At 69.0% G+C, this 23,838-nt stretch carries 20 protein-coding genes; 7 read left to right on the forward strand and 13 right to left on the reverse strand.

The genetic code is table 11. The features are described from left to right. Positions 1-32: 32 nt before the first annotated feature. The 9 genes from ACXJY8_RS02265 to ACXJY8_RS02305 all read right to left on the reverse strand — a co-directional run bounded on the left by ACXJY8_RS02265 (position 33) and on the right by ACXJY8_RS02305 (position 9,053). Positions 33-995, reverse strand: a complete 963-nt coding sequence (locus tag ACXJY8_RS02265) for a type II secretion system F family protein (RefSeq protein WP_463775857.1) — start codon at positions 993-995, stop codon at positions 33-35. A 65-nt stretch (positions 996-1,060) separates the two neighbouring features. Further along, positions 1,061-2,029 (reverse strand): type II secretion system F family protein, encoded by a 969-nt coding sequence (locus tag ACXJY8_RS02270; protein WP_463775858.1) that lies wholly within the window; start codon positions 2,027-2,029, stop codon positions 1,061-1,063. Continuing rightward, a complete protein-coding gene (locus ACXJY8_RS02275; protein WP_463775860.1) occupies positions 2,026-3,480 on the reverse strand; it encodes a TadA family conjugal transfer-associated ATPase in 1,455 nt (484 codons plus the stop codon). Before ACXJY8_RS02275 ends, ACXJY8_RS02270 begins: the two co-directional genes overlap by 4 nt. 45 nt (positions 3,481-3,525) lie before the next feature. Beyond that, positions 3,526-4,770, reverse strand: a complete 1,245-nt coding sequence (locus ACXJY8_RS02280; RefSeq protein ID WP_463775863.1) for a CpaE/TadZ family protein — start codon at positions 4,768-4,770, stop codon at positions 3,526-3,528. Between the two features lie 87 nt (positions 4,771-4,857). Then, a complete protein-coding gene (locus ACXJY8_RS02285) occupies positions 4,858-5,592 on the reverse strand; it encodes a CpaD family pilus assembly protein (RefSeq protein WP_463775865.1) in 735 nt (244 codons plus the stop codon). 62 nt (positions 5,593-5,654) lie between these two features. After that, entirely contained in the window at positions 5,655-7,148 is a 1,494-nt protein-coding gene (locus ACXJY8_RS02290; protein WP_463775870.1) for a type II and III secretion system protein family protein, read from the reverse strand. 34 nt (positions 7,149-7,182) lie between these two features. Further along, positions 7,183-7,980 carry a Flp pilus assembly protein CpaB gene (gene cpaB / locus ACXJY8_RS02295; RefSeq protein WP_463775873.1) on the reverse strand — a complete coding sequence of 266 codons (798 nt, stop codon included), beginning with the start codon at positions 7,978-7,980 and terminating at the stop codon, positions 7,183-7,185. Positions 7,981-8,104: 124 nt separating this feature from the next. Then, the gene (locus ACXJY8_RS02300) at positions 8,105-8,611 is read right to left on the reverse strand and encodes an A24 family peptidase (RefSeq protein ID WP_463775877.1); all 507 of its coding nucleotides are present in this window, start codon (positions 8,609-8,611) and stop codon (positions 8,105-8,107) included. Between the two features lie 271 nt (positions 8,612-8,882). Further along, positions 8,883-9,053 carry a Flp family type IVb pilin gene (locus ACXJY8_RS02305; RefSeq protein WP_463775881.1) on the reverse strand — a complete coding sequence of 57 codons (171 nt, stop codon included), beginning with the start codon at positions 9,051-9,053 and terminating at the stop codon, positions 8,883-8,885. A gap of 413 nt (positions 9,054-9,466) precedes the next feature. Here ACXJY8_RS02305 and ACXJY8_RS02310 point away from each other — a divergent pair, with 413 nt between their 5' ends. Next, the gene (locus ACXJY8_RS02310; protein ID WP_463775885.1) at positions 9,467-9,979 is read left to right on the forward strand and encodes a pilus assembly protein N-terminal domain-containing protein; all 513 of its coding nucleotides are present in this window, start codon (positions 9,467-9,469) and stop codon (positions 9,977-9,979) included. Between the two features lie 121 nt (positions 9,980-10,100). On the opposite strand, the gene ACXJY8_RS02315 is transcribed toward ACXJY8_RS02310, so the two are convergent. Together ACXJY8_RS02315 and ACXJY8_RS02320 are read right to left on the reverse strand one after the other, a co-directional pair. Further along, positions 10,101-10,556: a response regulator gene (locus ACXJY8_RS02315; RefSeq protein ID WP_463775889.1), complete on the reverse strand. Its 456-nt coding sequence runs from the start codon at positions 10,554-10,556 to the stop codon at positions 10,101-10,103. Next, the gene (locus tag ACXJY8_RS02320; RefSeq protein WP_463775893.1) at positions 10,553-11,704 is read right to left on the reverse strand and encodes a PAS domain-containing protein; all 1,152 of its coding nucleotides are present in this window, start codon (positions 11,702-11,704) and stop codon (positions 10,553-10,555) included. The genes ACXJY8_RS02315 and ACXJY8_RS02320 overlap by 4 nt, the downstream gene beginning before the upstream one ends. Before the next feature lie 319 nt (positions 11,705-12,023). Here ACXJY8_RS02320 and ACXJY8_RS02325 point away from each other — a divergent pair, with 319 nt between their 5' ends. Continuing rightward, positions 12,024-13,481 (forward strand): AmpG family muropeptide MFS transporter, encoded by a 1,458-nt coding sequence (locus ACXJY8_RS02325; RefSeq protein ID WP_463775898.1) that lies wholly within the window; start codon positions 12,024-12,026, stop codon positions 13,479-13,481. Between the two features lie 19 nt (positions 13,482-13,500). Then, positions 13,501-14,445, forward strand: a complete 945-nt coding sequence (locus ACXJY8_RS02330) for an EcsC family protein (RefSeq protein WP_463780304.1) — start codon at positions 13,501-13,503, stop codon at positions 14,443-14,445. A gap of 30 nt (positions 14,446-14,475) precedes the next feature. Here the strand turns inward: ACXJY8_RS02330 and ACXJY8_RS02335 are convergent, their stop codons facing one another. Then, entirely contained in the window at positions 14,476-15,858 is a 1,383-nt protein-coding gene (locus ACXJY8_RS02335) for a leucyl aminopeptidase family protein (RefSeq protein WP_463775903.1), read from the reverse strand. 130 nt (positions 15,859-15,988) lie between these two features. On the opposite strand from ACXJY8_RS02335, the gene ACXJY8_RS02340 reads away from it, so the two are divergent. The 4 genes from ACXJY8_RS02340 to ACXJY8_RS02355 all read left to right on the forward strand — a co-directional run bounded on the left by ACXJY8_RS02340 (position 15,989) and on the right by ACXJY8_RS02355 (position 21,848). Beyond that, positions 15,989-16,843 (forward strand): tetratricopeptide repeat protein, encoded by an 855-nt coding sequence (locus ACXJY8_RS02340; RefSeq protein WP_463775905.1) that lies wholly within the window; start codon positions 15,989-15,991, stop codon positions 16,841-16,843. 144 nt (positions 16,844-16,987) lie between these two features. Then, on the forward strand, positions 16,988-18,724 hold the full coding sequence (locus tag ACXJY8_RS02345) for a heparinase II/III family protein (protein WP_463775906.1): 1,737 nt from the start codon (positions 16,988-16,990) through the stop codon (positions 18,722-18,724). A 90-nt stretch (positions 18,725-18,814) separates the two neighbouring features. Continuing rightward, the gene (gene purH / locus ACXJY8_RS02350; protein ID WP_463775907.1) at positions 18,815-20,413 is read left to right on the forward strand and encodes a bifunctional phosphoribosylaminoimidazolecarboxamide formyltransferase/IMP cyclohydrolase; all 1,599 of its coding nucleotides are present in this window, start codon (positions 18,815-18,817) and stop codon (positions 20,411-20,413) included. Between the two features lie 58 nt (positions 20,414-20,471). Continuing rightward, positions 20,472-21,848, forward strand: a complete 1,377-nt coding sequence (locus ACXJY8_RS02355; protein ID WP_463775908.1) for a DUF2252 domain-containing protein — start codon at positions 20,472-20,474, stop codon at positions 21,846-21,848. A 47-nt stretch (positions 21,849-21,895) separates the two neighbouring features. Here the strand turns inward: ACXJY8_RS02355 and ACXJY8_RS02360 are convergent, their stop codons facing one another. Then, positions 21,896-23,653, reverse strand: coding sequence for an MFS transporter (locus tag ACXJY8_RS02360; RefSeq protein ID WP_463775909.1), 1,758 nt, complete (start codon positions 23,651-23,653; stop codon positions 21,896-21,898). Positions 23,654-23,838 lie beyond the last annotated feature (185 nt).

Below are 23,838 nucleotides of genomic sequence, written 5' to 3' on the forward strand. Positions count from 1 at the left end.
CCTTCGGACCGGATTTATCCGCGGACGATGGCCTACCGGAAGATCTGGATCATCGCCGGGGTCAGGATCACCACGAACAGGACGGGCAGGAAGAACAGGATCATCGGCACGGTCAGCTTCGGCGGCAGAGCAGCGGCCTTCTTCTCGGCTTCGGTCATGCGCATGTCGCGACTCTCCTGCGACAGGACCCGCAATGCCTGGCCTACGGGAGTGCCGTAGCGCTCGGCCTGGATCAGCGCGGTCGTGACCGCCTTGATCTGGTCGAGGCCGATGCGGTTGGCCAAGTTCTCGAAGGCGATCCGCCGATCGGGGAGATAGGAGAGTTCGGCGGTCAGGACCGCGAGTTCCTCGGCTAGCACGATGGACTGTCCCACCACCTCGGTACTGACGCGCCGGAACGCGTGCTCAACGGACATGCCGGACTCCACGCAGATCAGCGTCAGGTCGAGCGCGTCCGGCCAAGCCGCCCGGATCTCGGTCTGCCGCTTGCTCGCGCGATTGTGGAGATAGAGTTCGGGCGCCTTGATGCCCAGCAACAGGACTGCAATGACGATCATCGCCCGGATGGCGAAGGGCTGGTCGAGGACTCCCAACACGAACACGTAGAAAATTGCCACGATGGCAAGAAGGATCGGCGTCACGAGACGGAAGAACAGGAAGCCGGTCTCGGCACCGGGAGAACGGTACCCGGCCATCATCAATTGCTTCCGGGACGTCTCGGTCCCGAGCCAGCGATTGAGATTAAACTGTTCCACCACCCGCTTCATGTAAGCCTTGGGCGCGACGCGCAGGGTCGCCTTTGAACTCATGCGCTCGCGCTCGCGGCGGCGGATCTCCTCGCGCTCCTCTCCGATCAGCTTGATGCGCTTGTCCAGGCGATCTGGTTCCAGGATCGGCTGCAGCAGGGCGAAGGCCGTCGCCGCCGCGGCGACCGCCGCCAGGGCGGTGCCGAGGAAGCGGGGTTCGGTGACCTTGGCGGCAATGAGATCCAGCATGCGGTGTCTCCGTACGATCCGACCGGACGAGGATTTTTGGCAATAGGGCGATGGGGCAGCGGCGATCAGACGTCGAAATTGATCATCTTCTTCATCGTGAAGACCCCGAGCGACATCCAGATTGCAGAAGCCACGAGGGCAAGCTTGCCGATATCCGTCCGCCAGAGGAGCGAGATGTAATCCGGGCTCGAAAGGTAGGTCAGGAAAGCGACGATGAACGGAAGCGCCGCGATGATTCCGCCTGAAGCCTTCGCCTCCATGCTCATCGCCTGGACCTTCCCAGCCATCTTCTTGCGCTCACGGAGCACGCGAGACAAATTGGCCAATGCCTCAGAGAGATTACCGCCGGATTTCGCCTGGATGCTGATGACGATCGCAAAAAAGTTCACGTCCGAAACGGGCACCCGCTCGTGCATCTTCATCAGCGCTTCGCCGAGTGAGAGGCCGAGGGTCTGAGATTCGACGACCTGCCGGAATTCGCTGCGGATCGGTTCCTCCGCTTCCCGTGAGATGATCCGGAAGCAGTCTCCGACTGGAATACCGGCACGCACGCCACGGGTGATGATGTCGATTGCGGTCGGCAACTCGTTGATGAAGGCCTTGATTCGGCGCTTGCGCAGATAGCTTATCAACCAAAGTGGCAGGCCGAAGCCGCCCGCGAAGAGCGCCCCGAGCGCGGCGAGGGGGTTCGCGGTCAGGATCAGGATTGCGAGACCGAACACGATCGCCATCACCGCAGAGACCACGAAGAATTGGTTCCGGGACCAGGACAGCCCGGCACGGGCGAGCTTGAGTTCGAGCGTGACCTTGGCGCCCTCGCGCTTGGCCTCGACTTCCTTGAGGCTCTTGGCGACCTGCTCGCGGCGATTCACCGTCGCGTTGCGACTCCCCGGTGCCGCGACGACGCTGACGGTTCGGCGCCGTTCGGCGGAGCGCTTCTCGCCGGACAGATAAGGGAACACGAAGACGTAGGCGAGCCCACCGGCCGTGAGCGCGAGCAGCCCGGACGCGACGGCGAGTCCGTTGGCGTTCACAGGGCACTTCCACCGGCGCTGGCCGCGTCGAGGGCGGCTGCGAGGGCCTCGTCCTCGCCATAGTAGCGCGCGCGTTCCCAGAAGCGCGGCCGACCAATTCCCGTGGAGCGGTGGCGCCCGATCAGCTTGCCGTTCGCATCCTCGCCCAGCACATCATAGAGGAACAGGTCCTGGGTGATGATGACGTCGCCCTCGAGCCCCATCACCTCGGTGATATGGGTGATCCGGCGGGAGCCGTCGCGCAGGCGGGTCGCCTGTACGATCACGTCGATGGAGCCGCAGATCATTTCGCGCAGCGTGCGCGAGGGCAGGCTGAAGCCACCCATGGTGATCATCGATTCGATACGCGCCAGGGCTTCGCGTGGCGAGTTGGCGTGCAGCGTTCCCATCGAGCCGTCATGGCCCGTGTTCATCGCCTGGAGAAGGTCGAAAGCCTCGGGGCCACGGACCTCACCGACGATGATCCGCTCGGGCCGCATGCGCAGGCAGTTCTTCACGAGGTCACGCATGGTGACCTGTCCGGACCCCTCCATGTTGGCGGGCCGCGTCTCGAGCCGCACCACGTGCGCCTGCTGCAGTTGCAACTCCGCCGCGTCCTCGCAGGTGATGATGCGCTCGTCCTCGTCGATGTACCGGGTCAGACAGTTCAGGAGCGTGGTCTTGCCCGAACCGGTACCGCCCGAAATCACCACGTTGCAGCGGACGCGCCCGATGATCTGCAAGATGCGGGCGCCTTCCGGCGAGATCGCCCCGAAGGTGACGAGCTGGTCGAGAGTCAGCTTGTCCTTCTTGAACTTACGGATGGTCAGGACGGGCCCGTCGATCGCCAGGGGCGGTGCGATGATGTTGACGCGCGACCCGTCCGGGAGGCGGGCGTCGCAGATCGGCGACGCTTCGTCGACGCGCCGGCCGACCTGGCTGACGATCCGCTGGCAGATGTTCATCAGCTGCTGGTTGTCGCGGAAGCGGACGTTGGTGAGCTGAATCTTGCCACCCACCTCGATGAAGGCCCGGCTGGCCCCATTGACCATGATGTCGGCGATGTCGTCGCGAGCGAGCAGCGGTTCGAGCGGGCCGTAGCCGAGCACGTCGTTGCAGATGTCGTCGAGCAGTTCCTCCTGCTCGGCGATCGACAGGACGATGTTCTTGAGGCCGATGATCTCCGAGACGATGTCGCGGATTTCCTCGCGCGCCGACTCCGCATCGAGGCGGGAGAGCTGCGACAGGTCGATGGCCTCGATCAGTGCACCGAAGATCATGCTCTTGGTGCGGAAGTAGTCCTCCGACTTCACCGTCTCCATGACGGCCACGGGCTCGGGACGGCGCGGCGCCTCCACCTTCGGGCGAAGAGCCGAGTCGTCATGGACCGGCAGGGAGACCTGCGGCTTGGCGACGACGGCCGCAGGGCGTGGCGCCACGACGGCCGCACTGCCGGATCGTCTACCGAACATGGCGCTGCCTCCTGGCGTTCAGGTGATACGGAACCGGATGGCGCATCACGAGGCCTTGCGACGGGCGAGCTTGGCGAGCAGGGGCTCGAACAGGTTCGGGCGGGTACGGCGAAGCTCGGCGCGCCCGGTGATCGAGGCCGCGAGGGAAGAGAGGATCTCGGCGGCCTTCGCACCGGCTTGCACTTCGCCGATCATCTGGCCGTTGTTGGCAGCCGTTCCGAACAGGGCGGCGTCGAAGGGAATCGCGGCTGCGATCGTGGTGTCGAGCGATTTCGCGAATTCGGCCGAAGCGATTTCGGGCCGCTTGGGCACGCCGACCCCGTTGAGGATGACCCGCGGCTTCCGGTCGTTCGGGCGGTGCTGCTGAAGCAAAGTCAGAAGGTTCTTCGTGTTGCGCAGAGCGGCGAGTTCCGGGCTCGCGACGATGAGAATTTCATCGGCGCTGATCATCAGCCGGCGCGACCAGGCGGTCCATTGGTGCGGCACGTCGAGGACGACGCACGGCACCGCGGCGCGCAGGAGATCCAGCAGGTGGTCGAAGGCCGGCTCGGCGAGATCCGTCGTGCGATCGAGGGTGGCCGGAGCGGCGAGCAGGGAGAGATTGTCGCTGCACTTCGACAGGAGGCGGTCGAGGAGATTCGAATCGAGTCGGTCCGGCGCGAAGACGGCCTCGGCGATCCCCTGGGGCGGATCCTGGTTGAAATTCAGGCTCGCGGTTCCGAAGGCGATGTCGAGATCGGCGATGACGGTGGCGGTGTCCTGCTCCCGTGCGATCGTCCAGGCGAGGTTGTGTGCCAGCGTGGAGACGCCGACGCCGCCCTTCGCACCGACGACGGCGATGGTCCGACCGACAGGTTTCGCGCCCGGCGCGGTGAAGAGGTCCGAGATTGCCTGGATGAGGTCGATCGGGCGCACCGGCGCCATCAGGTATTCGCTGACACCGCGCTGGATGAACTGCCGATAGAGCGCGACATCGTTCACGTGACCGATGACGACGACCTTGGTTCCCTCGTCACAAACCTCCGCGAGTGCGTCGAGGCATTCGAGGGGACGCGATTTCGCGCCCTGGGTCTCGATGACGATGACGTTCGGGGTCGGGGCGTGCCGATAGGCTTCCACGGCGGCCGCGCCACCGCCCATCTGCACCTTGATGTGGGCCTTCTGCATCCGCCGGTCGGAACCGACGGATTCGATCAGGGCCGCGCTCTCCTGCGTCTCGCAAAACGCCTGAATCGTGATCCGCGGCACGGGAGCGATGATCCGCTCGGACGTCTCGTTCAGATCCGCCATGAGGAGAATTCCGGTTCAGGTTGCCGCCGATGCGGGAGGCGAGGACTGGTTGCGTCGCGGGTGCAGCGGGGCACCCGGCCGGGGCGTTCACTCGGAGATCTGCGCCTTGACGGAAGTTTTCCCATCCTGGCGCCATTGGATTGACGGATCCTTGCCGTCCCGGATCTTGCCGATGTCGTTGGTGCGCCGGATGGTATCGATCCGGCCCTCGGGCCGGGCCCGGACAAGATCAACGGGATCAGCGACTTGCGCGGCGAAGTTCGACTGCGATGCGCAACCGAAGTTCCAGTAGACCTCGTTGCGGCCGTTGAAGGCGGGATCGCCCACCCCGAGATCCTGCGGCCAGGTTCCGCACTGACTCGCCACCTTGGCCTCCATGCGCTGGAAGCTCAGGCGCAGGGGCGCGGCTAGGCTCGGATTGGCCACCGGGTAGCGGGCGACCACGACCTGTCGGTCCGGCACGCCGCCGTCCAGGCTCAAGCGGTGCAGGGCGGCCGCCGTCCGCTCGACGGCCGCGGCCGTCCGCGGGGTGCCGCCGGCAGGAACGTCGAGGGCCAGCGTTCCGCGTCCGTAGCGTCTGTATTCCAAGAGGAACGCGTCGACGTCGGCGGCCTGACGCGGATCGATGTGCCCCGTGCCGGTGACGAAGACGTCGAGCGTGCGCACGCCTTCGGAGAGGGCCACGGGATGGCGGGCGCGGTAATCCGCCGGATAGAGCGATCCGGTGGTGGCGACGGGCTCGGCACGGCAGGCTCCGAGCAGGGCGGCGACGCCGGTCAGGGCGGCCAGAGCCAGCGGGGTGCGAAGGGAAGGAAGGGACATCGGAGAAGGGTCCTGCTGATGCCGGGGCCGCGGCGCCTTGATCGGTTCGGGAACGCGTCGGCCTAGTCGGTGATGAATCCGACGCGGCCGCGATAGGCGCTGCCGAGCGGGCTGGCGCCGGCTACGCCGTAGAGGCGGTTGAAGCGCCCGAGCAGGATGGCCTGCGCATCCTGCGCGTCGACGAAGCCGTCATCGGGCCGGGCGACCTTGCGCGGTTCCATCGGCTTGGCGATGTAGGGCGTGACCATGATCATCAGTTCCGTCTCCTGCCGCTGGTAGTCGCGCGAGCGGAAGAGGGCGCCGATGATGGGGAGGTTCACCAGCCCGGGCAGCCCGGTGATGGCCGCCTTGTTGCGCTGCTGGATCAGGCCGGCGGTCATCATGGTGGCGCCGGAGGCGAGTTCGATGGTGGTGTCGGATTTGCGGACGGTGAAGCCCGGCACGGCCGTGGTGGTCCCGGTGAAGTTCAGGTTGAGGGCGTTCTGCTGGTCGATCTCGGTGACCTGCGTGCCCACCCGCACCGAGATCTTGTTCTCGGCCAGCACCACCGGCGTGAAGTTGAGGCTGACGCCGTAATCCTTGTAGCTCACGCTCGGGACGCAGGTCTGGATCGTGCTGGTCCCGACGGAGGTGCAGCTCAGGTTCGAGGGCACCGGGATCTGACCGCCGGCCGTGAAGGTCGCGGATTCCCCCGAGATCGCCGTCAGGGTCGGCTCCGCCAGCACCCGGGACACGCCGGCCTGCTCGAAGGCCCTCAGGGTCGCCGTCAGGCTCGCTCCGCCCGGGCCGTTGATCGTCCCCGACAGCAGGTTGCCGGACGGGAATGCGCCGCCGTTGAGGGCGAGCGGCGTGGTGTTGACGAGGTTGAGGCCCGACCAGCCCCCACCGAGATTGACACCGAACTGCTTCAGGACCGTGCGCGACACCTCCACGACGGTGACCCGCAGCATCACCTGATCCTTGCCGCGGATCGTGAGGTTGTTGATCACGGCGCCGCGCGCGGTGGGATTGGCGGCAGAGACGCCCACGAAGGCGTTGGCGATGTCCAGGGCCTGGGCTGCTTCGGAAGCGGAATTCACAGTGCCAGTGAGAACCACCGAATCCCCGGCGGCGCGGGCATCGAAGTGGCCACCCGCGATGCTCTGGTTCAGGGTCTGGCGCAGCACGTTGAGATCGCGCGCCACGGTGACGTCGAGGGCGGTGATCTGCCGGCCCTCGCCGTCCATGATGAAGATCGAGGTCGCACCGTTCTCCATGCCGATGATGAACACCTTGCGGGTGGAGCGGACCACCGCGTTGGCCACCTTTGGGTTGGCGACGAAGACCTCCTTGGCGTCGCGCGGCAGGTCGACCACCAGGGACCGTCCCATGGTGAGGTCGATCCGCCGGGAGGTCGCCGCCTCGTCGGTGCCCACCGAAAGCACGGGCGCCGCCGTCAGACCGCCGCGGGCCTGGCCGAACCCGGGAGTCGCGCCGAAGACGGTCAGCAGGATACCGGCCAGGGGGCAGGCGAGCCGCGGGGTCCGGCGCGGGGCCGGGCAGGGAGAGAGGGTCATCGACGCGTTCTCTGTCATCGTGGGTGCGCCGGTCTCAGCGTCGCGATTGCTGCTTCGCGACGCCGAACCGCACCACCGTCAGGCCGGTCTCGGGACGTGCGTCGAGGGTCGGGTCGGCGCTGCGTCCGCTGTCGACGAGGCTGCGCAGCGAGAGCGAGAGCTGCCCGACCTTCTGAGCGAGGGTGACGATCTCGGCCTGGGCCGGCGTCAGCGCGAGGGTCGCCGTCTGGCCGGTGACGACCGTATTGCCGTTCTTCTCCTGCACCACCTGACCGATGGCGAGGACGCGAACGTCCTGGAGCAGGGTCTCGGAGACCTGGACATCGGCGTTTCCGCGCCCGGTTTCCTCATCCCGGTAGGTCCGGATCACGTCGACGTGGTCGTTCGGCAGGATGAAGCCGCCCGCGGTGTTGCTGCCAGCGGCGTCGATGTTGATCGCCACAGCGCGCAGGCCGGAGGGCAGGATCGCGGCCATGAACCCGCCGTCGGACCGGGCGAGCTTCTGTGGCCGGATGGGCTCCCCGGCGAGGAAGCCGGAGCGGGCGATCGAACCGACGATCTCCTCCATGCCCTTCGGCGAGTTGGTGCGGGTGATGTAGCCGGTCGTGACGGCGTCGTTCGGCCAGGGCTGCCAGCGGAGGTCGGGCGCCTGGATGTTCTGGCCCATCGGCAGCTCGGCGGCGGCCACCAGCACGTCGGTCATCGGAACGACCGGGGGCGGAACGACGGCGGCCGGCTGCACCACCGGCGCGTCCTCCCCACTGATCAACAACGCCGCGCCACCACCTGCCACGAGGGCTATGGCAAGGACGGCCAGTCTGGCTGGTTTCATCGCCGAACTCGAACCTGCGACGGCACATCGCCGTGTCGGTCGAGGATGGCCCGGCATTCCTCAAATTACGGTTAACAAGGTGTAATCGATCCGAGGGAACGACGAAACGAACCGTGATTCAAGATCAGGCCGTGACCAGCCGAAGCCAGATGGTCGTCTCCGGCAGGACGACGAGGGCCGCGAGCGCGAGGGCGATGCCGTAGGGGACGCCGGTGCGGGCGTCGTGCAGGTGGAGGGCGAAGGGCAGGCGCGCGAACGGGGAGGGGAGCGGCTGCGAGCGCAGGGCCAGGATCAGCATGGTGAGCGCCCCGCCGGCGAGGGATGCGACGATCAGGTAGCCCGCCAGCTGGTCGAAACCGATCCAAAGGGCCGTCGCGGCGGCGAGCTTGGCATCGCCGCCGCCAATGAAGCCGAACGCGAAGAGCGTGAAGGTGACGGCGAGCGTGGCCGCGCCCGCCCCGAGATGCCCGGCAAGGTCGTTCCAGCCGAGGCCGCCGGCGGCGGCGAACACCGCGAAGGCCGCCACCAGGGCGATCGACACCGTGTTGGGGATCAGCATCGTCAGGAGGTCCCTGGCGGCCGCATAGGCCATCAGGAAGGGGAACACCACGAGGAGACTGACGCTGGCCATGGCGCTTTCGGTCCTGCCGCTCGACGGGGGTGTGGGGTGGGGAAGGTCGACGATCCGGGTCGACCGGACCATCCGCTCGAAGGCGCCACGCGCCTCCAGGGGGCTCGAAATCCAGGGGCCGCCGACGCGCGACAGCCCGTCGCCAACGGAGCGAGGAGCATTGCGGGTGTCCCGCAATGCTCCTCGAAACCGGCAGGCCGGAAGATCCGTCGCGCCCTGCCACGCCGCATCGACGGAGGATGCAGGAGCCTTCCGCTGACGCCGCGCGGGCTTAGGAGCTCTTGAGGTTGTTCGACACGGTGGTCAGGGTGGCCTTCAGGTTGCTGCCGACGGTGCCGAGAATGGTGACGACGGCGACGGCGATCAGCGAGGCGATCAGGCCGTACTCGATGGCGGTGGCGCCGGACTCGTCAGCCGCGAAACGCTTGAACATGGTGGTCATGGCAGAATCCCCAGGAAGTGAATGTGCCGTTCACGCTCTGCGCGTCTCAATCGGCGACGGGTCCAATCTGCCCCGAGCCTCTTGCCAACGGGTTAAATCGGTCCTCGAAACGGGCGCTTGTCCGAGAGCTTTGGGATGTGGTGAAGCCGTCGTTAAAGACCGCAGGACGTCGCGAGGCCAGGTGAGCCGGGAAGACTTTCCGTCGATTGCCTTCGTCCTGGTCGTCCGGTGCATCCGGGCGGCGATCGGCGTCTTGGCAGCGACCACGAGACCTCTTCCGCAGGTTGAGAATTATCGCTTCGTTTACCCTGCTCGTGTTTCCTGACGTTCAAGCCTCGGCACGAGGGGGGCGTCCCCGCGGGCCGAGATCGATCACGATTTGCGTCGTGCCGTCCGGTCCGAGTGAGCGTCCGATGCAGCCCCCATCCCATCTGTCCAATATCCCGCTCCGGGTCGCGACCGCCCTGCTGCTCGCGGGTTACGCCGCTTTCGGCGGATGCGGCCCCGCGCGCGCCCAAGCGATCGACGCGCCCCCGGCCATCGTGGCGGTGACGGTCGACAACGCCAAGGTCATGCGCCTGCCCGAGAAGACCCAGACCGTGATCGTCGGCAATCCGATGATCGCAGACGTGGCGCTGCAGCGGAACGGCATCCTCATTCTGACCGGCAAGAGCTTCGGCAGCACGAACCTGATCGCGCTCGACGCCACGGGGCAGATGCTGGCGGAATCGACGATCAGCGTGCAGGCGCCGCAGGCCGCCGTGATCACGGTCCAGCGCGGGCTGGAGCGGGAATCCTATTCCTGCACGCCGAACTGCCAGCCCTCGATCCAGCTCGGCGATGCCAACAAGTTCTACGGCGAGGCCAGCAGCCAGGCCGAAGCCCGCCGCGCCATGGCGACGGGCGGTGCCGCCCCGAGCCGCTAGGCCGTCCCGAACGAGATCCGAGAGCATATTCGGTGATCCCCGGATCACCGCATATGCTCGATCCTATTGCGTGATGGCATGGTCTTCACGCGAGCCGGCATCCACCTCGCTTGAAAATGCTCTAGCGGGCCACCGGATACCGGTGATCCTCGGGGTTCCCGGCCGCCAGGCGAAACCCGTCGAGACCCTCTAACGTGGCGTCCAGCCCGGCCCGCCTGTCGGCGACGTAGCGGAGCGCGCCGGCCACCACGCGCTCCGAATAGGGCTTGGCGATCACCCCGAGGGCGCCGGCGAAATCATCGGGGATGCGCTTGGCGTTGGCCGTCATGAATACCACGGTGGTGTGCGGGTCGGCGCTGAGGGCGCGGGCCACGTCGACGCCGGTCGGGCCGTCGATCAGATGGATGTCGACGAAGGCCACATCCGGTACCGTCGACCGGCCGAGCGCGATCGCCTCGGCGGAACTGCCGGCGACGCCCACCGTGATGTGACCGAGGTCGTCGAGCAGGCATTCGAGTTCGAGTGCGATCAGGACCTCGTCCTCGACCACGAGGATCCGCAGCGGCGCCCCGCTCATGGCGCGGCCCATTCGGCGGCGCCGGCCCGCTCGGTGATGGCGCTCTGGAGCGAGATCGCGTCGAGGGGGACCACAATTTCGACACGCGTGCCGGGCGAGACGTCGCTCCAGGCGATCACGCCGCGAAGCTGGCGCACCACCATCTCCACGAGGGAGCGGCCGAAGCCCGCCGGGTTCGGCGTACCTCCGGCGAGACCCACCCCGTCATCCTCGATCAGCATGCGCAGGCCGTCCGCACTGCGCTGCGCGGTGATCGTGATGCGGCCGGGCCGGCTGTCCGGGAAGGCGTGACGGACCGCGTTGGTGGCGAGTTCGTGCATCATCAGCGCCAGGGGGGCGGCCATCGCGGCGGAGACGGCGATCGAGTCGATTTCCGCGCTGACGGCGGTCCGCTCGGTGTCGAGCCCGGCCACCAGTTCGGACACGAAATCCTCGGCGAATTCCCGCAGGTCGAAGCGGGTCACGTCGCCGGTGGAATAGAGCATCCGGTGCACCGTGGAGAGCGCACCGATCCGCTCGGCCATGCCCTGCAGGGCATCCCGGGCCTCCCCGCGCGGGGTGCGGCGCGCTTTCAGCAGCATCAGAGACGAGATGACCTGAAGGTTGTTCTTGACCCGATGATCGACCTCGTGGAGCAGGGCGGTCTTCTGTTCGAGCGCGGCCCGCAGGTCCGCCGTCTGCTCGCTGACCCGGCGCTCGAGCTCCTCGTGGGCATCCTTCATCGCCACTTCGTGACGATACTTGCCGGTCATGTCGGCCTGAGCCGAGTAAAAATGCACGATCCGCCCGGTCTCGTCGTGCACCGGCGCGACCGTCATGCCGTTCCAGAAGGACGTGCCGTCCTTGCGGTAATTGACGAGTTCGATCTCGATCGGCCGTCCCGCAATCACCGCCTCGCGCAACCGGCGCACGGCGCGCGGATCGGTCTCCGGTCCCTGCAGCATCCGGCAGTTCCGTCCGGAGACGTCCTCCCAGCCGTAGCCGGTCATCTTCAGGAAGGCCTCGTTGGCCCAGACGATCGGATTGTCGCCCTGGCGCGGGTCGGTCAGGATCATCGGCGTCGGGCTCGTGGTGAAGGCCGCCACGAAGGCGCTCGCATCGACACCAAGACCCCGCGCTCTGGTCGCCGGCGTTTCCCTATGCGTCATGATCGGCTTCAGCCAAGACGAGATGCCCGCATTGTCGACCTCGAAATGGGCCGGTCGCCTCTTCCATCGGGCGCGAACACAGATTTGAACTGCCGGGAGCGCCCGCCGTCAACACCTGGATCGTGGTCCCTCGTGGGGGCGGTCGAGCCGCTAACAGGAAGATGCGAGACCTCGCGTTAAGATTTCGGAAGGCATGCTGTCGGTGGTAATCGATGCGCCACGGCATGCAGTCCGAACGGCCGACCCCGTCCCGGGTCGGTGCCGAGGCCTGCCATGGCGTGCGGGCATCAAGCCTTTCGGCCCCCAGGAGTTCCATGCCATGGCCCAAAGCGACGCGCTGGACATCCCGAGCCGCCGCCTCCGCCTGAAGGACATCGTCGAGGATCCCCGCATCCTGCTGATGCTGGCTCTGGGCTTTTCCTCGGGTCTGCCGCTGCTGCTGGTGCTCGGCACCTTCTCGACGCGGCTCGCCTACTCGGACGTCGACATCAAGTCGATCGGCCTGTTCAGCTACCTGGCGCTGCCCTACACCCTGAAGTTCTTCTGGGCCCCGATCATCGACCGATTCGACGTCCCGGTGCTCAGCCGCGCGCTCGGCCGGCGCCGGGCCTGGATGATCGCAACCCAATGCGCGGTCGCCCTGTCGCTCACGCTGATGGCCTTCGCCGATCCCGGCACCAGCCTCGCGCTGCTGGGTCTGGGCGCCTTCCTGGTCGCCTTCTGCGCCGCGACGCAGGACGTGGTGATCGACGGGTGGCGCATCGACGCGGCCGGCACGGACCTCCAGGGCGTGATGGCCGCGACCTCGAACCTCGGCTACCGCCTGGCCCTGATGTCGGCGGGCGCCGGCGCGCTGTTCATCGCCAGCGCCTATGGCTGGAGCATCGCCTACCTGTCGATGGCGGCCCTGATGGGCGTCGGCATGATCGCCGCGCTGCTCGCCCCGGCCTTCGACCGCGCGATCACCGCGGCCGAGTCCGCTGCGCCGCCCCGGACCTGGACCTTCCGCAGCGCTGTCCTGGAGCCCCTGACCGAACTGCACACCCGGCTCGGGGCGGGCCTGTGGGCGATCCTACTCCTCGTCGCCCTCTATCGCCTGCCCGACTTCATCTCCGGCGTGATGGCGAGCCCGCTCTATAGGGAGGTGGGCTTCAGCCTCGTCGAGATCGGCGCCGTGTCGAAGCTCTACGGCATCTGGGTCGGCATCGCGGGCGCCTTCGTGGGCGGCTGGGCGATGACGCGCTTCGGCCTGTTCCCCAGCCTCGTGGTCGGGGCCTTCCTGGGCGCGGCCTCGAACCTCGCCTTCTCATGGCTGTCCTTCGGCGGACCGGAGGTCTGGCGCCTCACCGCGGCGATCTCCATCGACAATTTCTGCGGCTCCTTCGCCGGGATGGCGCTGATCGCCTACATGTCGAGCCTGACCGCACCGGGTTTCGCCGCGACGCAGTACGCCCTGTTCTCCTCGCTCTATGCCCTGCCGGGCAAGCTCGTGGCCGGGACCTCGGGGTTCATCGTCGCGGCCTACGGCTACCCCGTGTTCTTCGCCTTCACGGCGGCCGTCGGCATTCCGGTCGTGATCCTCTGCCTGTTCGTCGGCCGGGCCGGCGAGCGCAAGGCGAGCGCGGCGCAGGCCACCGCGGCGGACCCGGTCCGCCCGGAGGCCGCCGCCGGCGACGAGATCGGCGGGAACCATCCGAGGGGCACCGGGCTTGCTTCCACCGGCAGCGACCACACCGGGGCAGGGCGGACCGGACGCCCCCACCCGGCACACGGATGAGACCGCAGACGTGAGCAACATCAAACTCGTCGACGACACCACCACCGCCCCGGCCGTCAGCCCCGGCGCGCCGGACCTCAGCGAGGCCGACCGCGCCGCGCTCCGACGCGCCGTCGAGGCCCTGGAGAAGCCGGGCCTCGCCGCGCGGCTCTCGGCGGTGGCCGGCGCGCCCCTCGACATGATCGGCCGTGCCCTGCCCGCGCCCGTGACCGAAGCCGTGTCGCAGGCGACCGAGAGCGCCATGCGCGCCTCCCTGAAGGTCGCCCTGGCGACGCTGCCGGCCGGCCGCGAGATTCCCGTGGCGGCGCCGGGCGATCCGCTCCTCGCCGGTCCTGTCGAAACGGATTCCGCCACCGTCCGCACGGTGACGCGCCTGGCGAAGTACCTGCCGTCCAGCGCCTTCGGCCACAAGGCGATGGCGGCCGTCTCCGGCGCCCTCGGGGGCGCCTTCGGCCTCGCAACCCTCGCGGTGGAACTGCCGGTCTCCACCACGCTGATGCTGCGCTCGATCGCGCAGATCGCCCGCGAGGAGGGCGAGGATCTCGGCGATCCCGAGAACGCCCTCGCCTGCGTGCAGGTCTTCGCCCTCGGCGGCCGCGAGGCGGCGGGAAGCGCCCTGACCGAGAGCGGCTATTTCGCCGTGCGTGCGGCGCTGGCCAAGACCATGGTCGAGGCGGCGCGCTACGCCGGCAATCGCGCCCTCCTCGACGAGGCGGCCCCCGCCTTGATCCGCTTCTCGACTCAGATCGCGGCGCGCTTCGGCCTTGTCGTCTCGCAGAAGGTGGCGGCGCAGGCCGTGCCGATCCTCGGGGCCGTGGGCGGCGCCGCGGTGAACGCCGCCTTCATGGACCACTTCCAGTCCACCGCGCGGGCGCACTTCACCGTGCGGCGGCTGGAGCGGACCTACGGCGCGGCCCCGGTGCGCGCGGCCTACGAGTCCGAGAAGGCGATGCTCGGCCTCTGACGGCGGACCGGGTCGGGCCTTGGGACCGGGTCAGGCCTTGGGATAGCGCCGCGTCAGGAGGGCGTGGACCAGGCGAGCGGTCTGGACCTCGCCCCCCTCCGGCCGGCCCGGCTTCGTCGAGGGATTCCAGCCGTAAAGGTCGAAATGCCCGTGTGCCCGCGTGTTCGGCGCGAAGCGGCGCAGGAACAGGGCCGCCGTGATCGCCCCCGCGAAGGGACCGCCCGAGACGTTGTTGAGATCCGCGATCTTCGAATCGAGCAGGCTCGCATAGGGCTTGTGCAGGGGCAGGCGCCAGATCGGATCGGCGACGGCGATCCCGGCCTCCGAGACCGATGCGGCCAGCCCCTCGTCCTCCGTGAAGAAGGCCGGAAGGTCGGGGCCGAGGGCGACCCGCGCCGCACCGGTCAGGGTCGCGAAGTCGAGGAGCATCTCCGGCGAGTCGGCATCCGCCAGCGCGAGGGCATCGGCGAGGATCAGCCGTCCCTCGGCATCGGTGTTGCCGATCTCGACCGTGAGGCCGGCCCGGCTGCGGATGACGTCACCCGGGCGGAAGGCGCTCCCCGAGATCGCGTTCTCCACGGCGGGCACGATCAGGCGCAGGCGCAGGTGGAGGCCCGAGCCCATCACCATGTCGGCCGCCGCGAGGGCGGCCGCGGCGCCGCCCATGTCCTTCTTCATCAGGAGCATGCCGCTCGACGGCTTGATGTCGAGCCCCCCGGTGTCGAAGGCGACGCCCTTGCCGACGAGGGTCACCCGCGGCGCATCGGCCGTCCCCCAGGACAGGTCGATGAGACGCGGCGCCCGTGGGGAGGCGGCGCCCACGGTGTGGACCAGGGGAAACGCCCGCGCGAGCTCGTCGCCGGCGACGACCGTCACGACGGCGCCGTGGCGCTCGGCGACGGCACGGATGGCGGCCTCGATCTCCGCCGGGCCGAGGTCGTTGGCCGGTGTGTTCACGAGGTCGCGGCCCCGCGCCACCGCCTCGGCGATCCGGGCCACCGCCTCGCCGTCGACCCCCTCGGGGACCACGAGGGCCGGGCGTTCGGAGCCCGCGTCGCGATAGCGCCCGAAGCGGTAGCTCCCGAGGAGCCACGCGAGGGTCGCCGCTCCGGCGTCGAACCCCTCCGCCGGTGCGAGGCGATAGGTTCCCGGCGGGAGCGCGCCGGGCAGCTTGCCGGCGATCATCGGGTCACTGCCGTCGCCCAGGCCGAACAGAACCTGACCCAGCCGACCGTCGGGGGCTGGGAGGAGGGCGATCCCCCCGGCCTTCGGCGCGAAGTCCGTGGCGCGGGCATAGGCGGCCTGGGGAGCGGGCAGGGACGCCTCCACCCGGGGCCAGGATTCCGGTGTGACGCAGGTGATCGGGACGGAGTCGCCCGGTTCGGCGACGAGGCGGGACAGGGACTGGGTCATGGATCTCGCGAGGGCAGGAGCGGGCGATTAACGGCGGGTTAGGGTTAACGCTCTATCACCGGCCGAACGGGAGCGCGAAGCGTCCGCCCGAGCAAATCCTGGGCCCTGCCGGCCCGTCGCGGAGCGCGTCATGGTCACGCCGCTGTTCACGTTCTCTCGGATCCGTCCGCGGCCCCTCCTGGCGGCCACGCTCGTGGCGGCCCTCGCAGCCGGCTGCCAGTCCCGGTCTCCGGAGACGACCGGTTCCATCGGCGGCCTCTCGCTGCCGGGCTTCGGCCGCCCGCAGGGTCCCGCGGTGGTCAGCCGGCGGGATGTCGAGGCTCTGGGCGAGAAATACGGCGCCGATCCGAACGACGTGTCCCTGGCGCTGCGATACGCGCAGGCCCTGCGCGCCACGAACCAGAAGCCGCAGGCCGTCGCGGTCCTGCAGCAGGTGGCCCTGCGCAACCCGAAGAACAACACCGTGCTCGCCGCCTACGGCAAGAGCCTGTCCGAGGTGGGCCGCTTCCAGGAGGCGGCCGATGTGCTCCAGAACGCGCACACCCCGGCCCGGCCGGACTGGCGCGTGCTGTCGGCCCAGGGCGCGGTCGCCGACCAGCTCGGCGAGCACGACCGGGCCCAGGGCTTTTACGAGGCGGCGCTGAAGATCCAGCCGGACGATCCCGTCATCCTGTCGAATCTCGGCCTCTCCTACGCCCTCGGCCGGCAATTGCCGCAGGCGGAGGCGACCCTGCGGCGCGCCACCGAGCAGCCGCGCGCCGATGCGCGCGTGCGCCAGAATCTCGCCCTGGTGCTCGGCCTCCAGGGCAAGTTCTCCGATGCCGAGGCGGTCTCGCGCCAGGACCTCTCGCCGGAAGAGGCCGCGGCCAACACCGCTGCCCTCCGCGCCTTCGTGGCACAGCCGAACAGCTGGAAGGCCCTGAAGGCCGCCGATGCCCGGGGTGCCCGTCCGGTCCGCCAAGTCGCCGAGCGGCCGGCGGAGTGAGGGGGGTTCGTACCGATGGGGCGGGTGACTTGAGGTTAACCGCAGGTTAAGGCCCACGGCCTAGTCAAGACCGGACCGAGTTACGAACGGCGCCGACGCCGCGCGCTGACGGCTCGCGGCCCTGCAGCCGAAAGAGGAGAAGGCGTGCGTTGGGGGGCTGATCGCTGGCGCTTCTATCGGTTGATCGGACGCGAGATCGCGCGCTCCGTGCGCGATACCTATGCGAGGGTGACCGGTCGGCCGGATATTCTTGCCCGCGCCCGCGTGACGGCCCTCGTGATCGCGCCGCACGACCTGCGGACCAGCGACGCGACCTTCGCCGACGACATCTATGCCGGCCTGTTCGTCTTCGCGGGGCGCTCCCTGTCGGTCAGCGGCCGCTCGCCGTTCGACTATGCGCCGCCCTCGCCGGAATGGGCCGACATCCTCTACGGCTTCGGATGGCTGCGCCATCTGCGCGCCGCCGATACGGCCCTGGCCCGGGCCAATGCCCGCGCCTTCGTGGCCGACTTCATCGCCGGCCGCGGCGATGCGGCGCTCGCGCGGCCGACGCCGGTGGCGGCCCGCCGGCTGATCTCCTTCCTGTGCCAGTCGCCGCTGGTTCTGGAGGGCGCGGACCACGCCTTCTACCAGGCCTTCCTGAAGGCTCTCGGCAAGACGGCCCGCGACCTCGAGGGCGACCTGCGCCGGGGCATCGCACCCCAGAGCCGCCTGCTCGCGGCGGTGGCGCTCTGCTACGCCGGACTCTGCTGCGAGGGCATCCAGCCGATCCTGCGCCGCTCCACCCGCATCCTGGTGCGGGAACTCGACCGGCAGATCCTGCGCGACGGCGGCCATCGCAGCCGCGACCCACGCTTCGCCATGGAACTGCTCCTCGATCTGCTGCCTCTGCGCCAGAGCTTCCTCTCGCGCAGCGTCGACCCACCGGAAGCCCTCCTGCACGCCATCGACCGGATGCTGCCGCTCCTGCGCCTGCTTCGGCATCCGGACGCCTCGCTCAGCCATTTCAACGGCATGGGCGCGACGGCGGCCGACCACCTCGCCACCCTGCTGGTCTATGACGGCGCGCTGGCGCAGCCGATGATGCACGCCCCGAACTCGGGCTACGAGCGCCTGGAGGGCGGGCGCGTCCTCGTCGTCGCCGATGTCGGTGCACCGCCACCGCTGGCCGATTCGATCAATGCGGGCGCCGGCTGCCTGTCCTTCGAGATGTCGAGCGGGCCGCAGCGCATCGTCGTCAATTGCGGGCTGCCCGCGAGCGGTCCGGAACTGCGGCGCCTCGCCCGCAGCACGGCCGCTCATTCCACAGCCACGGTGGGTGACACCTCGTCCTGCCGCTTCCTCGTGGGCGGGGGCGCCTGGTACGAGCGCTGGGCCGTGACCTGGCTCTCGCACCGGATCGGCCCCGTGATCCTGCGCGGCCCGCGCGACGTGAAATCCGAGCGCACGATCGAGGAGGGCATAGCCGTCCTGGCGGCCCGCCACGACGGCTATGCCCGCGACTACGGTCTCGTCCACGAGCGGCGCTGGCGCCTTTCCGGCAATGGCAACCTCCTCGCGGGCGAGGATGCCTTCGTCCGTCCGCCGGCGGCCAAGCGGGGCAAGGCCCGGCACCGGGCGCAGGAGGTGGCGGTGCGCTTCCACCTGCATCCGGCCATCGCGGCGCGCGGCCTCGAGGACGGGCGCATCGAACTGCTCTCGCCCATCGGCGAGGTCTGGCATTTCGGCGCCGAGGGGGCATCGGTCGCCCTGGAGGAAAGCGTCTACTTCGCGGGGCTCACCGGCGCCCGGCGCACGGACCAGATCGTGCTGCACCTGTCGGTGGCGGAGGATACCCGCATTCAATGGGGCTTCGCCCGGGCACAGCTGCGGCAGGATTGACCTCACGGCCGACGGCGCGGCTGGCCGCAGCGCACAATTTCGTGGTAGGCGCCGGTCAGTTCCTCGTCGCTTGCCTTCGGACGCAACGCCATGTCGCATGACCAGGTGCGGGTCACCCGCGCTCTCCTCTCCGTCTCGGACAAGGAAGGCCTCGTCGCGTTCGCCACCGCCCTCGACCGCCTCGGCATCGAGCTCGTGTCCACCGGCGGCACCCACAAGGCCCTGCGGGCAGCGGGGCTCGCCGTCACCGAGGTCGCCGACCTGACGGGCTTTCCCGAGATGATGGACGGGCGGGTGAAGACCCTGCACCCCGGCGTCCATGGCGGATTGCTCGCGGTGCGCGACAATCCGGAGCACCAGGCGGCCCTCGCGGCGCACGGGATCCGCGCCATCGATCTCCTCGTGGTCAACCTCTACCCCTTCGAGGCGACGGTGGCGCAGGGCGCCTCCTACGACGCGTGCGTCGAGAACATCGACATCGGCGGCCCGGCGATGATTCGCGCCGCCTCGAAGAACCATGCCGACGTCGCGGTCGTGGTGGACGTCGCCGACTATGCCGATCTCCTGGCCGAGCTGGAGGCGAATGCCGGCAGCCTGCACGAGCGGACCCGGCGCCGCCTCGCCCAGAAGGCCTATGCCCGCACGGCGACCTACGACGCGGCCATCGCCAACTGGCTCGCGGGACAGATCGAGAGCGAGGCGACGCCGGCCTACCGTGCCTTCGGCGGCACGCTGGCCCAGCCCCTGCGCTACGGCGAGAACCCCCACCAGAGCGCGGCCTTCTACCGGTCTGCGGGCCCGAAGCGGCCCGGCGTGGCCACGGCGCGCCAGCTCCAGGGCAAGGAGCTGTCCTACAACAACCTCAACGACACCGATGCGGCCTACGAGTGCGTGGCGGAGTTCGACCCGGCGCGCGCCGCTGCCGTGGCGATCATCAAGCATGCCAATCCCTGCGGCGTGGCCGAGGGCGCCGACCTCCTCGAAGCCTACGAGCGCGCCCTGAGCTGCGACCCGACCTCCGCCTTCGGCGGGATCGTCGCCCTGAACCGTCCGCTGGATGCCGAGGCCGCGCGCAGGATCGTCGAGATCTTCACCGAGGTGATCATCGCCCCGGACGCCACGTCGGAGGCCATCGCGATCGTGGCGGGCAAGAAGAACCTGCGCCTGCTCCTGGCCGACGGCCTACCCGACCCGCGCGGGGCCGGCGAGACCGTGAAGACCCTGGCGGGCGGCCTGCTGGTCCAGGCCCGCGACGCGGCGGTGGTCGACGACATGCCCCTGACGGTCGTCACCCAGCGGGCGCCCTCCGAGCGCGAATATGCCGACCTGCGCTTCGCCTACCGGGTCGCCAAGCACGTCAAGTCGAACGCCATCGTGTATGCGCGCGACGGCGCCACGGTGGGCATCGGCGCCGGACAGATGTCGCGGGTCGATTCCTCGCGCATCGCCGCCTGGAAGGCGGCAGAAGGCGCGCGGCGCCTCGGCGCCGCCGAGAGCCTCGCCAAGGGCTCGGTGGTCGCCTCCGACGCCTTCTTCCCCTTCGCCGACGGGCTGATCGCGGCGGCGGAGGCCGGGGCCACGGCGGTGATCCAGCCGGGCGGCTCGATGCGTGACGCCGACGTGATCAAGGCCGCCGACGAGGCCGGCCTCGCCATGGTGTTCACCGGCCACCGCCATTTCCGGCACTGACTTTCTACCCGGGCCGCCGGGAACGGCTCTGCGTCCCGGACCTACGAGGCCCCACGCCATGACTCACACGCAACATTCCACCCGCCGCGAGGAACGCCGAGCGGCGGGCAAGCGCCTGCGCGAGCAGGTCTCGCGGGAATCGCATGCCGAGTGGCAGGCCTCGCCGCAGCGCGATCCCCTGGCGATCCTCCAGGCCGCCGAGGCGAGCCGTCTGGCCGAGCTCGTCCCGCTCCGGCGGGAGCGGATGCGGGCCGATCCCTTCGCCTTCCTGCGCGGGGCCGCCGCCGTGATGGCGGCCGATCTCGAGGGCGTGCCGGTCCCCGGCATCCCGGTCCAGGCCTGCGGCGACTGCCACATCGGCAATTTCGGCGTCTACCGCAGCCCCGAGGGGCAGACGCTGTTCGATATCAATGATTTCGACGAGACCCTGTGGAACGTCGACTTCACCGTCGATGTGAAGCGTCTCGCCGCCAGCATCGCGGTGGCCGCCCTTCCGCGCGGCGAGGACAAGGCGCGCCGCGCGGCGCGGGCCGGGGTCCGGGCCTATCGCGAGCACATGCGCGACCTCTCGGCGCTGTCGCCCCTGGCGATCTGGCACAGCCGCATCGACCTCGAGCACGAGGTCGGGCGCCTCGGCGACGATGACCTGTGCCGGCGTCTCCTCTCCGAGGCCGCCACCGAGAACACGGACGGGCTCGCCCGCGGGGACGTCCCGACCCTCGCGGTGGCTCCGGACCAGACCGACCCGGCGGATTGGACCATCGCCGACAAGGAACCGACGATCTTCCATCGGGGTCCCGGCGGCCTGACCGAGGCGGTGCAGGACGCCGCGCAGGCGCTCCTGGCCTATCCGCACAGCCTCACGGCCGATCGCTGGACCCTGCTCTCGCGCTACGCCCAGCGCGACGTCGCCTTCAAGGTCGTCGGCGTCGGTTCGGTCGGGCTCGTCAGCGCCGTCGGGATCTACACGGACGCGGACGGAGCGCCGCTGTTCCTGCAGGTCAAGGAGGCTCGCCCCTCGGTGATCGGCCAGCTCGCGCTCAAGCCCTTCAGTGTCGTGTCCGAGGGCCAGCGGGTGATCGACGGCCAGCGGATCATGCAGGCGGCGAGCGACCTCTTCCTCGGCACCGCGTTCTCCGAAGCCAGCGGCCGCTCGTTCTACGTGCGCCAACTCAAGAACCGGAAGCTGTCGGCCGTGGCCGAGATCCTGGCCGAGAGCGGCGCCAAGGCCTACGCCCAGCTCTGCGGCACGACCCTGGCCCGCGCCCATGCCCGCTCGGGCGACGCGGCGATGATCGCCGGCTATCTCGGCAAGGGCTCCGCCTTCGACGAGGCGGTCGCCGACTTCGCGATGGCGTATGCTCGCCAGAGCGTCGCGGACCACGCCCTGCTGGTCACCGACTTCCTGACGACGCCCGAGCCCGAGGCTCGTTGAATCGAAAAGGGCCCCGCCTCGCGGCGGGGCCCCCGGGGCCGCAATCCTTACCGGACCGGGTTCTCGTCGTAGGTGAAGATATCGCGGTCCTTGGTCTCCGGAATGAACAGGAGACCGATGATGAAGGTCATCGCCGCGATCGCGATCGGGTACCACAGGCCGTTATAGATGTTGCCGGTCTGGGCGACGATGGCGAAGGAGGTGGCCGGCAGCAGGCCGCCGAACCAACCGTTGCCGATGTGGTAGGGCAGCGACATCGAGGTGTAGCGGATGCGGGTCGGGAACAGCTCCACCAGCGCCGCCGCGATCGGGCCGTAGACCATCGTCACGTAGAGGACGAGGATCGTCAGGATCCCGACCACGATCAGCTTCTGGCCCGTGAAGATGTCGATCGGGTTCGAGGCCTTGACGATGGTGGCGTTGCCGGCCGGCGCCGGGTAGCCCGCCGCGGTCAGGGCCGCCGGCACCGACTTGGCGAAGGCCGGGTCGGCGACGGGGAAGTCCTTGCCCGCGATGGTCACGATGGTCGGTGCGCCCGCGGCGACCGGCTCGGTGGTGTAGTTCACGGCCGAGCGGGCGAGCAGCGCCTTGGCGACGTCGCACTCCTTGGTGAACTTGGCCGTCCCAACCGGATTGAACTGGAAGGAGCACTCGGCCGGGTTGGTCTTGACCACCACCGGGACCGTGGACTGCGCCTGGTAGAGCGCCGGGTTGGCGTTGGCGGTGAGCTGCTCGAACAGCGGGAAGTAGGTCAGCGCCGCGATCAGGCAGCCGCCGAGGATCACCGGCTTGCGTCCGATCCTGTCGGAGAGCGCGCCGAAGAACAGGAAGCCGCCGGTGGCGAGCAGCAGCGACCAGGCGATCAGCACGTTGGCGGTGAACTGGTCGACCTTGAGGATGCTCTGCAGGAAGAACAGCGCGTAGAACTGGCCGGCGTACCAGACCACGGCCTGGCCGGCGGTGAGGCCGAGCAGGGCGAGGAGCGCCCACTTGGCGTTCCGCCACTGGCCGAAGGCCTCGGAGAGCGGTGCCTTCGAATGCGTGCCCTCCTCCTTCATCTTCTTGAACGCCGGGCTCTCGTTCATCTGCAGGCGGATCCAGACCGAGATCAGCAGCAGCACGCAGGAGACCAGGAACGGGATGCGCCAGCCCCAGGCCTGGAAGGCCGTGATGGTGGTCTGGGTACCGTCCGCGGCGGTGGTCACGGTGGGCGCGTAGGCGCCGTTCACGTAGCCCTGGGTCGACAGGATGATGATCAGCGAAAGCAGCAGGCCGAGGGTCGCCGTCGTCTGGATGAAGGCGGTGTAGAACCCGCGGCGGCCACGCGGCGCATGCTCGGCCACGTAGACCGCCGCACCGCCATACTCGCCGCCGAGGGCCAGGCCCTGGAGCATGCGCAGCGCCAGCAGCGTCACCGGCGCGACCCAGCCGATGCCGTAGCCGTTCAGGGTGTCGTAGGAGGGCAGCAGGCCGACGCAGAAGGTCGAGATGCCCATGATCAGGATGGTGATGAGGAAGGTGTGCTTGCGGCCGACCATGTCGCCAAGCCGGCCGAAGACCAGGGCGCCGAAGGGCCGGACCAGGAAGCCGGCGGCGAAGGCCAGCAGCGCGAAGATGTTGCGCGTCGCTTCCGGGTAGGCCGAGAAGAACTGCGCTCCGATGATCGTCGCAAGCGATCCGTAGAGGTAGAAGTCGTACCATTCGAAGACGGTACCGAGGGACGAGGCGAGAATGACCTTCTTCTCGCCCGCGCTCATCGGCCGGGTGGCCGATTCGCTGACGGGAATTGCGCTCGACGCAACCATGTGGCGTTTCTCCAAGTATTGTCTCGCCCAGGCGTAGTCCGCCCGTGGCTTGTTGGACCCTTCGGGGATCGATGCACCGTCTACCCGCGCGTCTCGACCCGTCGAGCCGACGCTGACCAGATCCCGCACCCAAGACCCGCGGCGCTATGCTAGGCGATGCCTTGTTTTGGCCCAAGTCCGAAACG

The organism is Methylobacterium sp. TK31 (assembly GCF_055361545.1).